Raw genomic sequence first — 14,462 nt, 5'->3', positions numbered from 1 at the left:
GGAGCAATCCGGGTTTTTAGCAGGTTAGGGTGAGACTCAGCAGGGATAAACACCCTATACGTTTTTACGCTCAATCGTCTGTTCACCCCAGAACAGCGCATCTTTATCGGTTTTGGCAAAGGCCAGTGCCAGCACTTCGTCGCTGCCTTCCTCCCAAATTTGCTCAGCCAGTTTTTCATCGTAGTGGGCAACTTCGAAAATCGCCTCGGCGATCTCCGGCGAGGTGTTACGTAAACTTGCCCATTCGCCGACGCGATGTGCTTTTGCTTCTTGAGTTGGCATAGTGCTCCTCCTGCGGAAGATTAGCCGTGCAGTTTAACGGCCAGTTTGGCGACATGTTCACCCTGATAGCGGGCGATGGCTAACTCTTCCTCGCTTGGCTGACGCGAACCGTCGCCGCCGGCAATAGTGGTGGCGCCATAAGGCGTCCCGCCGCGGACCTGGGAGATGTCGAACAGCTCCTGTGCGCCGTAGCCGATTGGGACGATGATCATCCCGTGGTGGGCCAGCGTCGTCCAGGTGGAGGTAATGGTTTGTTCCTGGCCGCCACCTGTGCCGGTTGAGCTGAATACGCTGGCGATCTTACCGTACAGCGCGCCGGATGCCCACAGGCCGCCGGTCTGATCGAGGAAGGTGCGCATTTGTCCGGACATATTGCCGAAACGAGTCGGGGTACCAAAGATGATGGCGTCATACTCAGCCAGCTCCTGCGGCGTGGCGACAGGCGCGTTTTGCGTTTTCCCGCCTGCTTTGGCAAACGCTTCTGCCTGCATGGTTTCCGGCACGCGCTTCACAACCACCTCAACGCCGTCCACCCGGTTCGCCCCATCGGCGACGGCGTGAGCCATGGTTTCAATGTGTCCATACATGGAATAATAAAGCACCAGAATTTTAGCCATTTCCATCACTCCTCGGTTGCATTATAAGCCAGCCAAATAGCTGGTACCTTTAAAGATAAAGCCTCTGCCGAAGAGTGCAAATCCAACGGGCATTTATTTGATTTATAACAAAATGACAAAACATTATTTACTTTTCCTTGCGCAGCGCGGCCTGAGCGGCTGAGAAGCGGGAAGCGATGCCTCCGTTATACTGGCCGGTGCGGCGAGGATGTAGCATCAGGATACATTTTTTGCTGACTATTTTTTCTTCGGCAGCAGAGCAGGTTAGCGCCATCAGGCGGCGCGAGGGGATTTTTTTGGCCAGGCTTTGTTTCTGAATGTGACATTTGCCATCGTCAGCGGCAGTCATTCACTAACCTTATAGATACGCGGCAGAACAGCGGCGTCGCCGCTCCCGCGTAATGCACTATGATGTCTAACCTAATGGAGGTCAGTAATGGCAAACCATCGTGGCGGTTCTGGCAACTTTGCTGAAGACCGTGAAAGAGCATCAGAAGCAGGACGTAAAGGTGGCCAGCATAGCGGGGGGAATTTTAAAAATGACCCTCAGCGCGCCTCTGAGGCTGGCAAAAAAGGGGGTAAAAACAGTCATGGAAGTCGTGAGAGTTAACGCGCGACTGGCACTGTTCTCTTTGATGCGGTGTTAATCTCCCCGACCCAACCGCATCGCCCTCGCCGCCGGCATCTGCCGGCGGTTTTTTTTAGCTGTCGGAGGTTGCGCTCCCGCCGGGCCGATTGCACACTGGTCGCCCGTTTATCGTCATGGCTGTCTTATGTCTTCGTTAAAATTCTCCGTTAGCCGCCAGGAAGCGCTCCTTATCATGATCACCATGTTCTGGGGAGGGACTTTCCTTGCCGTACAGTATGCGGTCAGCCTCAGTGGGCCGCTGTTTTTTGTCGGCCTGCGTTTCGCGACCGCCGCGCTGGCGGTGGGCCTGCTCTCGCTCCGCACCCTGCGCGGCCTGACGTGGCTGGAGGTGAAGGCGGGGGTGGCGATTGGCGTGGCGATTGCGCTGGGGTATGGCCTGCAGACCTGGGGGCTGCAGTCGATCTCCAGCAGCAAGTCTGCCTTTATCACGGCGATGTATGTGCCGCTGGTGCCGCTGCTGCAGTGGCTGTGCCTGGGGCGTATGCCGGGGGTGATGTCCTGCGTGGGGATTGTGCTGGCCTTTATCGGTTTGATCCTGCTGGCCGGGCCGGAAAACAATCTGTTGGCGCTTGGCGTGGGGGAGATGATCACTCTGGCGAGTGCGCTGGCGATCGCCGCGGAGATTATCCTTATCAGCGCCTGGGCCGGAAAAGTGGATGTCCGACGGGTGACGGTGGTGCAGCTGGCGACCGCGTCGCTGGTGGCTTTCGCTGCCATGAAGCCGGCCGGTGAGTCGGTGCCGCCGTTGACGCCGACGCTGCTCGGCGTGGCGTTGGGGCTGGGCATTTTCAGCGCGATCATTCAGGTGACCATGAACTGGGCGCAGCGCAGCGTCTCGCCGACGCGGGCCACGCTGATCTATACCGGCGAACCGGTATGGGCCGGTATTTTTGGCCGGCTGGCCGGCGAGCGTCTGCCGCTGCTGGCCCTCCTTGGCTGCTTCTTTATCCTCGCGGGAGTGCTGGTGAGCGAGCTGAAGTGGAAGCGCAAACCGCCGCCGAAGTTGTCAACGAATGACGATGCGCAGCCGCTCCCGGACCTGGCCGATCGTCGCGAGCCGTAATTTTACGCTTCTGATCCTACAGCGGCGCTTATCCTGGCTGGCCTACTCGTCCGGCTCTGATCGTCTCCAGGCCCGCGCAAGCGCAGCGCCGCCGGGCGATAGCATCAGGCACGGCGTCGTTTTTATGCCGGGTGGCGGCTGCGCCTTACCCGGCCTACGTTCGTACGACCTGTTATTAATTTAACCACTTGCGTGACTGAAACTGCCGGTGCTGACGGCCTCAAAATCGCTGAGACGTTCCCGGAAGGCCGGGGCAGCCCGCATGGATGCGGGCTGAGGGCCGTGTTTTGCATGGACGCTGCCTCGGCCCGACCCGCAGCCTGCAGGGATAAGTCGAAGGTACCACGCAGTGGCGATGTTGCTGGCCGGAGCCCGGGGGTACAGGGGGCGGTGGCGACTGGCCGCCCCCTGTGCGCTCCCTGCGCTATGGAAAACAGAGTGCAGAAAAATTAACCGGGAGCGCAATCTGCCCGGCATTAACATAGAAGTTGTAGCCCTGCTAAGCGCAGCGCGAGCAGGGAAATATTCGGTTGTACCGTTATTTCGCCGGGTGGCGGCTGCGCCTTACCCGGCCTACGTTCGTACGACCTGTCGTTAATTTATTCACCATTGTTGCTGAAACTGCCGGTGCTGACGGCCTCAACATCGCTGAGACGTTCCCGGCAGGCCGGATGGCGGTATAAATGCCTTATCCGGCCCACCCGCTCCCTGCGCCAACGCCGCGCTAATGTAGCTTAAACCGGCGTTACTCTGGCCTCCTTCGCCTCCCGCGTCCCGCGATGAAGCAGCGCGTGCAGCAGGATCGCCCCGAAGGTGGCGGTACCAATCCCGCCCAGCGTAAAGCCGCCCAGCGACAGCGCGAAATCGCCGGCGCCCAGCACCAGGGTCACAGACACCATGATCAGATTGCTGTTCTGGCTGAGGTCGACGCGGTTTTGCACCCAGATCCGCGCCCCGGCGACGGCGATCAGGCCAAAGACCACGATCGAGGCGCCGCCGATCACCGGCCCGGGAATGGTGTGGATTAATGCGCCGAATTTAGGCGAGAAGCCCAGCAGCATGGCAATCAGCGCCGCGGCGACAAACACCAGCGTCGAGTAGACCTTGGTCACCGCCATGACGCCGATGTTCTCCGCATAGGTCGTGACCCCGCTGCCGCCCACCGAGCCGGAGAGCATGGTCGCCAGACCGTCGCCGACGAAGGCGCGCCCCATGTACGGGTCCATATTGCGCCCGGTCATCCCGGCGACGGCTTTCAGGTGCCCGAGGTTCTCGGCCACCAGGATCACCGCGACCGGGGCAATCAACATCATCGCCTGGCCGTTAAAGGATGGGGGGGTAAAGTGCGGCAGCCCGAACCACGCCGCCTGGGCGAGGGGGGAGAAGTCCAGCGGTTTGCCGAGGCCAAAGCCGTTAGCCAGCAGGGCGTACAGCGCGCAGGCGACGATCAGGCCGACCAGGATCAGCAGACGCTGCAGCATCCCGCGGGTAAATACCGCGACTATGCCGATACAGAGCACGGTCAACACCGCCATCCAGCTGTCGAAGGCGCTGGCGGACACGCTGCGCACAGCAATCGGCGCCAGGTTCAGGCCGATAGCCATCACCACCGCCCCGGTCACCACCGGCGGCATCAGGCGCTCGATCCAGCGGGTGCCGATCTTCATCACCACCAGACCGATCAGGGTGTAGACCAGCCCGCAGGCGATGATCCCGCCAAGGGCGACGCTTAGATGAGGGTTCAGCCCCTGGCCATTAAAGCCGGTAATGGCGATCACCACCCCGACAAAGGCGGCGCTCGAGCCGAGATAGCTCGGCACCCGTCCGCCGGTGACGACAAAGAACAGCAGGGTGCCGACTCCCGACATCAGTATCGACAGGTTAGGGTCGAGCCCCATCAGCAACGGCATCAGCACCGTCGCGCCGAACATCGCAACGGCGTGCTGCACGCCCATCACCAGCGTTTGCCCGGCCGATAAGCGTTCATCGGGCGCGACGACGCCGGATTCGGCGGCGGGGGAGGTCAGCTTCCAGCGAGGAAAATCGAAGAGTGCCATGATGATATCCCGGGTTAGAGGTTAACAAGCGGGTCGCATAAGCGTGTGATAGCCGCGGTCAAACCACATCAGACCCCGGGGTTCCGGGTGACGGGTAATGGCCACGACGTGACAAAACAGGATGTCGTGCGTGCCGACGCTGACGCGCTGGTCGATGCGGCAGTCAAAACTGACCAGCGCCGCCTCCAGCCGCGGGCAGCCGGTGGCGCCGGTCTGCCAGTCGGCGGCAGCAAAGCGCTCGTCCATCGCCGTTTTTCCGCCAAACAGCGTCGACAGCGCCTCCTGTCCCGCCGCCAGGGTATTGACGCACAGCGTGTGATGTTCGCTGAACACCGGCCACACCGAGGCCGAGCGGTTCAGGCAGACCAGCAGGGTCGGCGGCGTGTCGGTAACGCTGCAGACCGCGCTGGCGGTAAATCCCGCCCGGCCCGCCGGGCCATCGGTGGTAATAATGTTAACCGCGGCGCCGACGTGGGCCATGGCGTCACGGAAACTCGCTTTGTCCGCTAACTCCATCGTAAACTCCTTATGCCAGCAGGCAGGCTTCATCAAAGGACAGACGCGGCAGGCGGCCGTACAGTTTGCCGGGGTCGCCATAGCCGATGTTCACCAGCAGGTTGCTTTTCCAGCCGTTGTCGGCGAAAAACGCCGCATCGACTTTTTCCCGGTCGAAGCCGGACATTGGCCCGGTGTCGAGACCCAGCGCCCGGCAGGCGAAAATCAGATATGCCGCCTGCAGGGAGCTGTTGCGAAACGCGGTCTCCTCCGCCAGCTGCGGGCTGGAGGTGAACCAGCTGCGGGCGTCACCGTGGGGAAAGAGGGTCGGTAGCCGGTCGTAAAAGGCGCTGTCCCACGCCACGATGGCGGTCACCGGCGCCTGCATGGTTTTTTGCAGATTGCCGCTGGAGAGCGTCGGGCGAAGTTTCTCTTTGCCTTCCGCGCTGCGCACAAACACGATGCGCGCCGGCGAACAGTTGGCGGAAGTCGGCCCCATTTTCATCAGGTCCCAGACTGCCTGCAGCTGCGCATCGCTCACTGGCTTATCCAGCCAGCCGTTGTGGGTTCGGGCCTGGGTAAACAGCGTCTCGCAGGCCGTCTGGTTTATCGCGTCGTTCATCGGGTCTCCGTGGCGACCGGCAGCATAGCGGCCAGCCCGTCGCGTAAAATGGTATTAAAGGTATCGGCGTCGGTGACGTTACAGGCATGGCCGCCCCATGGCATTTCCACGTGCTGGCTGCCGGAGATAGCCGTCTGCAGCACGCGGGAGCAGGAGGCCGGGACCAGCAGATCGTCAGCGGCGCTGATAATCAGCGTCGGGCAGGCGATGGCCGCCGCGCGACGCGAAAAATCAGCCTGCTTCAAGGCCTGCAGCCGCTTCAGCAGGTTCTCCTTGCCCTGAAAATGGCTGATGGCAAGCGCATCTTCCGCTTCGAGGCGCGGCAGGCGCGCGGCCATCCATTCCGCCGGGTAGAGAAACAGCGGCTGTGCTTCGACCCACGCCTGCGCGCCGCCGGCATGCAGCAGACGCTCGCGCACCAGGAAGCAGCGGCGGGTGTGCGGCGACAGCGACAGCCAGCCGTTGACCAGCACCAGGGCGCTTACCGCCTCGGGGCGATCGAGCGCCAGCTGCAGGCCAATTAGCGCCCCCAGCGCGTGGCCCACCAGCGCGAAGCGGGCGATCCCCGCCGCCTGCAGAGCGCTGAACAGCTCTCCGGCCATCGTCGCCATGCTGTAGTCGGCGGGCAGCGGACCGGCGTTCTCCCCGGTCCCGTTATGGTCATAACTCACCAGCTGATACTGTTCCTCCAGCGCCGCGCGCTGCGCCAGCCAGTAGCCGCCGCCGCCGCCCAGACCGGCGCTGAGGACCACCACCGGCGCGCCGGGCCATGGGGCTGGAGCAATATTGAGCCTCATCATGTCGGGGGGCCGATATGGGCGACGCTGGCGATTTCCACCAGCGCATCGGGCTTCACCAGACCGCACTGAATGCAGAAGCGCGCGGGTTTATCGCCGGGGAAAAACTCGGCGTAAACCTCGTTAATCGCGGCGTAATTTGTCCAGTCGGTGATAAAGATGCTGTTGAAAGTCACATCCGCCATACTCCCGCCCGCCGTTTCGATAACGCTCTTGATGGTCTCCAGCACGTGGCGGGTTTGCGCCTTTGGGTCGCCGATGTGCACCACATTATTTTGCTTATCAAACGGCAGAGTGCCGGAGACGTAGACCACGCCATCGGCGAGCGTCCCCGGAACAAAGGGGGCAATCGGCGTGGTGGTGCCTGGCGGAATGATCACCTGTTTAGGCATAACGTTTCTCCTTGGCTAAAGACAGCGGGGTGGCAGGGGATAGCGCGCGGCAGAAGCTCTCAACGTCGCTGACCCAGCCGAAAAAGGTTTCAATATTGAACAGTGCCGCCTGCTGGGCGAAGGCCGGGCCGGCCTGATGGGTGGCATCCTCCAGCACCACGCCGAAGTATTCGAGGAAGAAGCCGTCGCGCAGCGTCGATTCGACGCAGACGTTGGTGGCGATCCCGGTGAACACCAGGTGGCGTATACCGCGGCTGCGCAAAATGCTGTCGAGCGGGGTGTTAAAGAAGCCGCTGTAGCGCGGTTTCGGCAACACGATGTCGCCTTCCTGCGGCGTCAGTTCGTCCACCAGCTGATAATCCCAGCCGCCTTTCGCCAACAGCTTGCCCTGCAGCTCCGGGCGCTGACGCATCGTTTTCAGCGCATTGGACTTGTGGTAGTTCGGCGAGCCCGGGCCGCCGGCTTCAACATACTGGTCATCCCAGCCATTCTGGAACCAGATAATCAGCATGCCCGCGGCGCGGGCGGCGGCGACGGCGGTATTAATATTGTCGATAACCGGCCGGGTGGCGGAGACGTCAAAGCCGGCAAGATCCAGATAGCCGCCCTGGCTGGCGTAGGCGTTCTGCATATCGACAACAATCAGCGCGCTCTGCTGCGGCGCGAAGGTCAGGGATTCCGGGCGAGCGGGAAGGGTAATCATCAGGCCACCTCACGGGTAACAGGAGCAATGTGGTCCCGGCAGCGCATCAGCGGCTGAATGCGTTCGCCAAAGGCGTCGATGCCGGCAAGAAAATCATCAAAGGTCAGCAGCACGCCGTCGGTGCCGGGCACGCTCGCTACTTCATCAAGCATACGGGCGACGCTGGCATACGATCCGACAAGGGTGCCCATGTTGATATTGACCGCCGAGGTTGGGTCGGCCATCTGGCGCACGTTGGTATCGCTGCCGGAGCGGGTGTCTTTCTGACTCTGCTCGGTGAGCCACGCCAGCGCTTCTTCATCGGCGCCCGCTTTGTAGTGCTCCCATTTGGCGCGCGCCGCTTCGTCGGTTTCGTCGGCGATCACCATGAACAGCACATAGGAGCCTACGTCACGGCCGGTTTTTTCCGCCGCCTGCATCATGCGTGCGGCGGTCGGCGCGAAGGCCGTCGGCGTGTTGACCCCTTTGCCAAAGCAGAAGTTGTAGTCCGCGTGCTGGGCGGAGAAGGCCATCCCGGCGTCGCTCTGCCCGGCGCAGATCACCTTCATCGGCTGCGAAGGGCGCGGGCTGACCCGGCAGTCGTTCATGGTGAAGTAATCGCCTTTGAAATCGCTGCGCCCGGTGCCCCACAGGTCGCGTAGCACCTGAACGTATTCGGTGAGATAGTCATAGCGGCTGGCGAAATAGTCATCCCCCGGCCACATGCCCATCTGGTCATATTCCGGTTTTTGCCAGCCGGTCACCAGATTGACGCCAAACCGGCCGCCGGAGATGGAATCGATGGTGGAGGCCATCCGGGCGACGATCGCCGGCGGCAGCGTAAGGGTGGCGGCGGTGGCGTAGATCTGGATCTTCGAGGTCACCGCGGCCAGGCCGGCCATCAGGGTGAAGGACTCCAGGTTGTGATCCCAAAATTCTGTTTTCCCGCCGAAGCCGCGCAGCTTGATCATGGAGAGCGCGAAGTCGAAATGGTAGTGCTCGGCTTTCTGCACGATAGCCTTATTCAGTTCGAAGGTCGGCATATACTGCGGAGCATGGGTGGAGATCAGCCAGCCGTTGTTGCCAATGGGAACGAAAACACCAATTTTCATACCTACCTCTCTACAGTCATGGAAGATGGGTTGCGGTGGTGCGGCATCCTGCCTCTCCCTGGACCACCTCGCAGAACAGGTAAAGCAAACGCGATGCCAGTTTTATAAATGTTAATGTTATTAATGTGTTGCTATTGGGTTGCTAAAAAGGACGATAAAAAAGTGGACTGGATGGTCAAAATCAGTGCACGAAAAAACGGCAGTCATGCGCAATCAGGGTGCATGGGGTCGTGTCGGCGAAGGGCTTTTGCTATGCTGGTGGCGTCAACTGAAGGAGAGGATGTATGGCACAGGGCGCGGTGAAGAAAAACGGCAAACGTTCACAAGCGGTCAGCGCCAAAAAGGAGGCCATCCTGGCCGCCGCGCTGGAGGCATTTTCGCAATTTGGTATTCACGGTACGCGGCTGGAGCAGGTAGCTGAGCGCGCCGGGGTGTCGAAAACCAATCTGCTTTATTACTACCCTTCGAAAGAGGCGCTGTACGTGGCCGTTCTGCAGCAGATCCTCGCCATCTGGCTGGCGCCGCTGAAGGCCTTTCGCGAGGATATCAGCCCGCTGGTGGCGATCCGCGAGTATATTCGCCTGAAGCTGGAGGTGTCCCGCGATCACCCCCAGGCCTCGAAGCTCTTCTGCCTTGAGATGCTGCAGGGCGCGCCGCTGCTGATGGGTGAGCTGACCGGGGATCTGAAAGCGCTGGTCGATGAGAAATCGGCGATTGTCTCCGGCTGGATCGACCGCGGCAAGCTGGCGCCGGTCGATCCGCAGCATTTAATCTTTATGATCTGGGCCACTACCCAGCATTACGCCGACTTCGCCACCCAGGTAGAGGCGGTCACCGGCGCCACGCTGCAGGACGCGGCCTTTTTTGAGCAAACGGTCGATAATGTCCAGCGGATGATTATCGAAGGCATTCGCGTCCGTTAGTTAATTGGCCGGCGGCAGCGGGCAGCTTTGATCGCCGTCCTCGCACTGCAGCAGCGAGGCGAGGAAAGATTCCCGCTCCACGCTCTTATCGGTCATGCACTGGCTCAGCAGCATCGGCTGCATGCTGCCGCCTTCGGCGCCGGACGCGAGGAAGGCGCAGTCGGCGTCGCGCAGGGCGATCCATGCCTGCTGCGCCTGCTTCAGTAATGTTTGCTGTTTACCCACCGCCCGCTGCAGAGCCTGCTGCCAGGTGTCGTTCAGTTTTTTGTCGGCCGCCTGAAACTGCGCGGCCGCGCACTGATTCATTTCGGTTTGGGTGTTGGCGTTGCTGCACTCGTCCGCCAGCGCCGCGCCGCTGGCCAGCAGGGCCGCCACGGCAAATAACATGCGTTTCATTGTTCTGCTCCCATAAAAAAGGCTCCCGTCAGGGAGCCCTAATTAAGCACAGCTGACGTCGGCTGTCATTAGCTGATCGCATCGCAGATTGATTGCCCGAATGGCGGCGCACAGCGCCTTATCCGGGCTACCTCGTTGTATTGTTATGTTGTCGGGTGGCGCTACGCTTACCCGACCTACAATACTGGCCGCCCCCCGTGCCATGAGACAGGTAGCCCCGGTAAGCGCAGCGCCACCGGGGATGATCACAGCGCCGCTCTCCCGGATGGCGGCGCACAACGCCTTATCCGGGCTACCCTTTACGGTGTTATGTAGCCCCGGTAACACAGCGCCACCGGGGGGCCCGGGTTAGCCGATGGTCATCAGGCTGGCGTTACCGCCTGCCGCCGCGGTGTTGACGCTCAGCGAACGCTCGATATACAGCCGCTCCAGCAGCAGATTGGTTTCGCCGCGGGCGAAGCCCTGCACGGAGACAATCGCCCCGTCGCGCGCCGCCACCTGCTCGCACAGCTCGCGCAGCTGGTCGGAATCGCCGTGATAGATAACCGCGTCGAAGGCCTGACCGGGCAACTGATCCGCTTTGGCAAAACGGATCCGCTCGCTGACGTCCCGCGGCAGTTTCTTCGCCAGATCGCGCTGCAGGGCGCTGTCCGGCCACAGCACTTCACAACCGACCGCCAGCACAGCCGCCAGCTGGATCAGCGCATCCTGCTCATTATCCGCCACGCACAGCACGCGCTCGCGGGGCATCAGCGTCAGGGTGTTGCGCTCGCCGGTTGGCCCCGGCAGCAGGCGTTGGGTGCCGCTTTGCGCCTGCTCGCTGTACTGCTGGCACAGCGCCTGCAGCTCAGGTCGGCCCGCCGCCCACTGCTGCAGCGCCTGCAGTGGTTTTTCCAGCAGCGTTTTCAGCTGGGCGTCCAGCGGACGCTCTGCATCCTGGCGGGCGAAGGTCACGCCAACGGCGCCCTGCGGACGGCTGGAAAGCAGACGGTAAAGGTACAGCGGGCCGCCGGCTTTCGGACCGGTACCGGACAACCCTTCGCCGCCGAACGGCTGCACGCCGACCACGGCGCCAACCATATTGCGGTTGACGTACAGGTTGCCCACCTTCGCGCTGCCGGTGACCTGGGCGATGGTCTCGTCGATGCGGGTATGCACGCCGAGGGTCAGGCCGTAACCGGAGGCGTTAATCTGCTCCACCAGTTTATCCAGCTCGTTACGGTTATAGCGCACCACGTGCAGCACCGGGCCGAAAACCTCTTTTTTCAGCTCGTCAAAGCTGTCGAGTTCGATAAGCGTCGGCGGCACGAAGGTCCCGTGGTTCCATTCGCGGGCGTCTTCGCTATTCTCGCGCACCGCCTGATAGACGGTGCGGCCTTTGGCGCGCATCGTCTGAATATGGCGTTCGATATTCTCTTTCGCTTCTGCATCGATAACCGGACCGATATCGGTGGTCAGGCGGCCCGGATTGCCCATCCGACACTCGCTCATCGCGCCGCGCAGCATGGTTAAGGTGTGGTCGGCTACCTCTTCCTGCAGGCAGAGGACGCGCAGGGCGGAGCAGCGCTGGCCGGCGCTGTCGAATGCGGAGGCCAGGATGTCGATCACCACCTGCTCGGTGAGCGCCGACGAGTCGACGATCATCGCGTTCATCCCGCCGGTTTCGGCGATCAGCGGCGTCGGGCGTCCCTGAGCGTCAAGGCGGCTGGCGATATTGCGTTGCAGCAGGGTGGCCACTTCGGTGGAGCCGGTGAACATCACGCCGCGCACGCGCTCATCGGATGTCAGCGCGGCGCCGACGGTTTCCCCGCGGCCCGGCAGCAGTTGGATCACCCCTGGCGGCACGCCGGCTTCCAGCAGGATCGCCACGCCCTGGGCGGCGATCAGCGGCGTCTGCTCGGCCGGTTTCGCCAGCACGCTGTTGCCGGCCGCCAGCGCGGCGGCAATCTGCCCGGTGAAGATCGCCAGCGGGAAGTTCCACGGGCTGATACAGACCACCGGACCCAGCGGACGGTGGGTTTCATTATCGAAATCGTCGCGCACCTGGCCGGCATAGTAGTGGAGGAAGTCAACGGCTTCGCGCACTTCGGCGATGGCGTTGCTGAAGGTTTTACCCGCTTCGCGCACCAGGATCCCCATCAGGGTCGGCATCTGGCTTTCCATCAGCACCGCGGCGCGCTCGAGAATGGCGGCGCGCTCCTGCGGCGGGGTGGCGAACCAGATTGGCGCGTTGTTGATAGCGCTGGTCAGCGCCTGCTGCACTTCGTCATCGCTGGCTTCGCGGACGTAGCCGACAATGTCCTTTGGCTCAGCCGGGTTGACTACCGGCTGCATCTCGCCTTCGGCTACCGGCTGCTCCAGCATCGGCAATGCCTGCCATTTATGCAGGGCGCTGTTGAGCAGGGAAGAGGAGAGGGAGGCCAGACGATGCTCGTTAGCCAGATCCAGACCGGCGGAGTTGCTCCGGCCGCTGCCGTAGAGATCGCGCGGCAGCGGGATTTTCGGATGCGGCAGGCCGGCCTGGCCTTCCTGCTGCGCCAGTTTTTCTACCGCGCTGACCGGGTCGGCCACCAGCTCGTCCAGCGGCAGGGTATTGTCCGCGATACGGTTGACGAAGGAGGTATTGGCGCCGTTCTCCAGCAGACGACGCACCAGATACGCCAGCAGCGTCTCGTGGGTGCCCACCGGGGCGTAGATCCGGCACGGCCGGTTCAGTTTGCCGTCGGCGACTTTGCCCACCACCTGCTCGTACAGCGGTTCGCCCATGCCGTGCAGGCACTGGAACTCATACTGGCCAGGGTAGTAGTTCTGGCCCGCCAGCTGGTAGATAGCCGCCAGGGTATGGGCGTTGTGGGTGGCGAACTGCGGATAAATCAGGTTCGGCACCGCCAGCAGCTTTTTCGCGCAGGCGAGATAGGAGACGTCGGTGTAAACCTTGCGGGTGTAGACCGGATAGCCTTCGAGACCTTCCATCTGCGCGCGTTTGATTTCGCTGTCCCAGTAGGCGCCTTTCACCAGACGGATCATCAGGCGACGGCGGCTGCGGGTGGCGAGGTCAATCAGGTAATCAATGACAAACGGACAGCGCTTCTGGTAGGCCTGAATCACGAAGCCAATCCCGTTCCAGCCCGCCAGCTCCGGCTCGAAGCACAGTTTTTCCAGCAGGTCGAGAGAGATCTCCAGACGGTCCGCCTCTTCGGCGTCGATGTTAATGCCGATGTCATACTGGCGCGCCAGCAGGGTCAGCGATTTCAGACGCGGGTAGAGCTCTTCCATCACCCGGTCATACTGGGCGCGGCTGTAGCGTGGGTGCAGAGCCGACAGCTTAATGGATATGCCCGGCCCTTCATAAATGCCGCGGCCGTTAGAGGCTTTACCGATGGCGTGGATCGCCTGCTGATAAGAGACCATATAGGCCTGGGCGTCGGCGGCGGTCAGGGCCGCTTCGCCTAGCATGTCGTAAGAGTAACGGAAACCTTTATCTTCCAGCTTGCGGGCGTTGGCCAGCGCTTCGGCGATGGTTTCCCCGGTGACGAACTGTTCGCCCATCAGTCGCATCGCCATATCCACGCCCTTGCGGATCAGCGGTTCGCCGCTCTTGCCGATGATGCGGTTCAGCGAGCGGGAGAGGCTGGTTTCGTTGTGGGTGGAGACCAGTTTGCCGGTGAACAGCAGCCCCCAGGTGGCGGCGTTGACGAACAGCGACGGGCTGCGGCCGATGTGCGACTGCCAGTTGCCGTTGCTGATTTTGTCGCGGATTAGCGCATCGCGGGTGGCTTTATCCGGAATACGCAGCAGGGCTTCCGCCAGACACATCAGCGCCACCCCTTCCTGTGAGGAGAGGGAGAACTCCTGCAGCAGACTCTGCACCATGCCGGCGCGGCCGCTGGCGGTCTTCTGGTTGCGTAGTTTTTCCGCCAGTTGATACGCCAGCTTATGCGCCTGCTCGCCCAGCGGCTGCGGCAGTCGGGCCTGCTCCAGCAGCATCGGCACCGCGTCGGTTTCCGGGCGACGCCAGGCGGCGGTGATCGCCGCGCGGCTTACCGACTGCGGCAGGATCTGCTCGGCGAATTCGAGGAACGGCTGATACGGCTCTTCCGTTAATACGCTGGCGTCATCGCTTTCGTTGGCGGCCCCGGAGAGCAGCGCCGGTAGCTCGGGCAGCGTCTCATCGTTCTCCAGTTTTTCCAGATAATTGAAGATGGCCTGCTTAATCAGCCAGTGCGGCGTGCGGTCAATGCGGCTCGCGGCGGACTTAATGCGCTCGCGGGTTGCGTCGTCAAGCTTAACACCCATGGTGGTGGTGCCCATGCTCAAAACTCCTGTCATTTATCGTTAGCTTATGCGGTTGCATGGAAATATCCACTATGTTGCA

General features: G+C 61.9%; 15 protein-coding genes. 3 read left to right on the top strand and 12 right to left on the bottom strand.

Going from position 1 to position 14,462, the window contains the following annotated elements; translation table 11 throughout:
• Nucleotides 1-54 precede the first annotated feature (54 nt).
• The 3 genes from GT756_RS03305 to GT756_RS03295 form a co-directional block, all read right to left on the bottom strand.
• Nucleotides 55-282 (bottom strand): YccJ family protein, encoded by a 228-nt coding sequence (locus tag GT756_RS03305; protein ID WP_008805934.1) that lies wholly within the window; start codon nt 280-282, stop codon nt 55-57.
• A gap of 20 nt (nt 283-302) precedes the next feature.
• Nucleotides 303-899, bottom strand: a complete 597-nt coding sequence (gene wrbA, locus GT756_RS03300) for an NAD(P)H:quinone oxidoreductase (protein ID WP_002898704.1) — start codon at nt 897-899, stop codon at nt 303-305.
• A gap of 127 nt (nt 900-1,026) precedes the next feature.
• Nucleotides 1,027-1,248, bottom strand: a complete 222-nt coding sequence (locus GT756_RS03295) for a hypothetical protein (protein ID WP_004204497.1) — start codon at nt 1,246-1,248, stop codon at nt 1,027-1,029.
• Between the two features lie 87 nt (nt 1,249-1,335).
• Here GT756_RS03295 and GT756_RS03290 point away from each other — a divergent pair, with 87 nt between their 5' ends.
• Nucleotides 1,336-1,509, top strand: coding sequence for a general stress protein (locus GT756_RS03290; RefSeq protein ID WP_002898708.1), 174 nt, complete (start codon nt 1,336-1,338; stop codon nt 1,507-1,509).
• Between the two features lie 163 nt (nt 1,510-1,672).
• On the top strand, nt 1,673-2,611 hold the full coding sequence (locus GT756_RS03285) for a DMT family transporter (RefSeq protein WP_032455806.1): 939 nt from the start codon (nt 1,673-1,675) through the stop codon (nt 2,609-2,611).
• 734 nt (nt 2,612-3,345) lie between these two features.
• On the opposite strand, the gene rutG is transcribed toward GT756_RS03285, so the two are convergent.
• From rutG to rutA, 7 genes are read right to left on the bottom strand one after another with little or no spacing between them, the layout of a single operon-like run.
• Nucleotides 3,346-4,668: a pyrimidine utilization transport protein G gene (rutG, locus tag GT756_RS03280; RefSeq protein WP_004204500.1), complete on the bottom strand. Its 1,323-nt coding sequence runs from the start codon at nt 4,666-4,668 to the stop codon at nt 3,346-3,348.
• Between the two features lie 21 nt (nt 4,669-4,689).
• On the bottom strand, nt 4,690-5,184 hold the full coding sequence (gene rutF, locus GT756_RS03275) for an NADH-dependent FMN reductase RutF (RefSeq protein ID WP_012968592.1): 495 nt from the start codon (nt 5,182-5,184) through the stop codon (nt 4,690-4,692).
• Between the two features lie 10 nt (nt 5,185-5,194).
• Nucleotides 5,195-5,785 (bottom strand): malonic semialdehyde reductase, encoded by a 591-nt coding sequence (locus tag GT756_RS03270; protein WP_017901103.1) that lies wholly within the window; start codon nt 5,783-5,785, stop codon nt 5,195-5,197.
• Nucleotides 5,782-6,585 (bottom strand): pyrimidine utilization protein D, encoded by an 804-nt coding sequence (gene rutD / locus GT756_RS03265; protein WP_049093322.1) that lies wholly within the window; start codon nt 6,583-6,585, stop codon nt 5,782-5,784. Before rutD ends, GT756_RS03270 begins: the two co-directional genes overlap by 4 nt.
• On the bottom strand, nt 6,582-6,974 hold the full coding sequence (gene rutC / locus GT756_RS03260) for a pyrimidine utilization protein C (protein ID WP_096834914.1): 393 nt from the start codon (nt 6,972-6,974) through the stop codon (nt 6,582-6,584). The genes rutD and rutC overlap by 4 nt, the downstream gene beginning before the upstream one ends.
• The gene (gene rutB / locus GT756_RS03255) at nt 6,967-7,677 is read right to left on the bottom strand and encodes a pyrimidine utilization protein B (protein ID WP_004204506.1); all 711 of its coding nucleotides are present in this window, start codon (nt 7,675-7,677) and stop codon (nt 6,967-6,969) included. Before rutB ends, rutC begins: the two co-directional genes overlap by 8 nt.
• The gene (gene rutA / locus GT756_RS03250; RefSeq protein ID WP_004204507.1) at nt 7,677-8,768 is read right to left on the bottom strand and encodes a pyrimidine utilization protein A; all 1,092 of its coding nucleotides are present in this window, start codon (nt 8,766-8,768) and stop codon (nt 7,677-7,679) included. The genes rutB and rutA overlap by 1 nt, the downstream gene beginning before the upstream one ends.
• Before the next feature lie 284 nt (nt 8,769-9,052).
• Here rutA and rutR point away from each other — a divergent pair, with 284 nt between their 5' ends.
• Nucleotides 9,053-9,691 (top strand): HTH-type transcriptional regulator RutR, encoded by a 639-nt coding sequence (gene rutR, locus GT756_RS03245; protein ID WP_004204508.1) that lies wholly within the window; start codon nt 9,053-9,055, stop codon nt 9,689-9,691.
• Here the strand turns inward: rutR and GT756_RS03240 are convergent, their stop codons facing one another.
• Together GT756_RS03240 and putA are read right to left on the bottom strand one after the other, a co-directional pair.
• Entirely contained in the window at nt 9,692-10,087 is a 396-nt protein-coding gene (locus GT756_RS03240) for a lysozyme inhibitor LprI family protein (protein ID WP_017901106.1), read from the bottom strand.
• Between the two features lie 348 nt (nt 10,088-10,435).
• A complete protein-coding gene (putA, locus tag GT756_RS03235; RefSeq protein ID WP_108433019.1) occupies nt 10,436-14,398 on the bottom strand; it encodes a trifunctional transcriptional regulator/proline dehydrogenase/L-glutamate gamma-semialdehyde dehydrogenase in 3,963 nt (1,320 codons plus the stop codon).
• Between the last annotated feature and the right edge of the window lie 64 nt (nt 14,399-14,462).

The organism is Klebsiella sp. Q2, from assembly GCF_009900705.1.
Lineage (GTDB): Bacteria > Pseudomonadota > Gammaproteobacteria > Enterobacterales > Enterobacteriaceae > Klebsiella > Klebsiella quasipneumoniae.
Note: the sequence above shows the minus strand (reverse complement) of the source record. Positions and strands in the feature narration are given on the sequence as shown.

Bases quoted from the DNA above. Each gene is read 5' to 3' on its own strand.
- rutC (WP_096834914.1), bottom strand. From the start codon at position 6,974: ATGCCTAAACAGGTGATCATTCCGCCAGGCACCACCACGCCGATTGCC.
- rutB (WP_004204506.1), bottom strand. From the start codon at position 7,677: ATGATTACCCTTCCCGCTCGCCCGGAATCCCTGACCTTCGCGCCGCAG.
- rutG (WP_004204500.1), bottom strand. From the start codon at position 4,668: ATGGCACTCTTCGATTTTCCTCGCTGGAAGCTGACCTCCCCCGCCGCC.
- rutA (WP_004204507.1), bottom strand. From the start codon at position 8,768: ATGAAAATTGGTGTTTTCGTTCCCATTGGCAACAACGGCTGGCTGATC.
- GT756_RS03295 (WP_004204497.1), bottom strand. From the start codon at position 1,248: ATGACTGCCGCTGACGATGGCAAATGTCACATTCAGAAACAAAGCCTG.
- putA (WP_108433019.1), bottom strand. From the start codon at position 14,398: ATGGGCACCACCACCATGGGTGTTAAGCTTGACGACGCAACCCGCGAG.
- wrbA (WP_002898704.1), bottom strand. From the start codon at position 899: ATGGCTAAAATTCTGGTGCTTTATTATTCCATGTATGGACACATTGAA.
- rutF (WP_012968592.1), bottom strand. From the start codon at position 5,184: ATGGAGTTAGCGGACAAAGCGAGTTTCCGTGACGCCATGGCCCACGTC.
- GT756_RS03305 (WP_008805934.1), bottom strand. From the start codon at position 282: ATGCCAACTCAAGAAGCAAAAGCACATCGCGTCGGCGAATGGGCAAGT.
- rutR (WP_004204508.1), top strand. From the start codon at position 9,053: ATGGCACAGGGCGCGGTGAAGAAAAACGGCAAACGTTCACAAGCGGTC.
- GT756_RS03240 (WP_017901106.1), bottom strand. From the start codon at position 10,087: ATGAAACGCATGTTATTTGCCGTGGCGGCCCTGCTGGCCAGCGGCGCG.
- GT756_RS03285 (WP_032455806.1), top strand. From the start codon at position 1,673: ATGTCTTCGTTAAAATTCTCCGTTAGCCGCCAGGAAGCGCTCCTTATC.
- rutD (WP_049093322.1), bottom strand. From the start codon at position 6,585: ATGATGAGGCTCAATATTGCTCCAGCCCCATGGCCCGGCGCGCCGGTG.
- GT756_RS03270 (WP_017901103.1), bottom strand. From the start codon at position 5,785: ATGAACGACGCGATAAACCAGACGGCCTGCGAGACGCTGTTTACCCAG.
- GT756_RS03290 (WP_002898708.1), top strand. From the start codon at position 1,336: ATGGCAAACCATCGTGGCGGTTCTGGCAACTTTGCTGAAGACCGTGAA.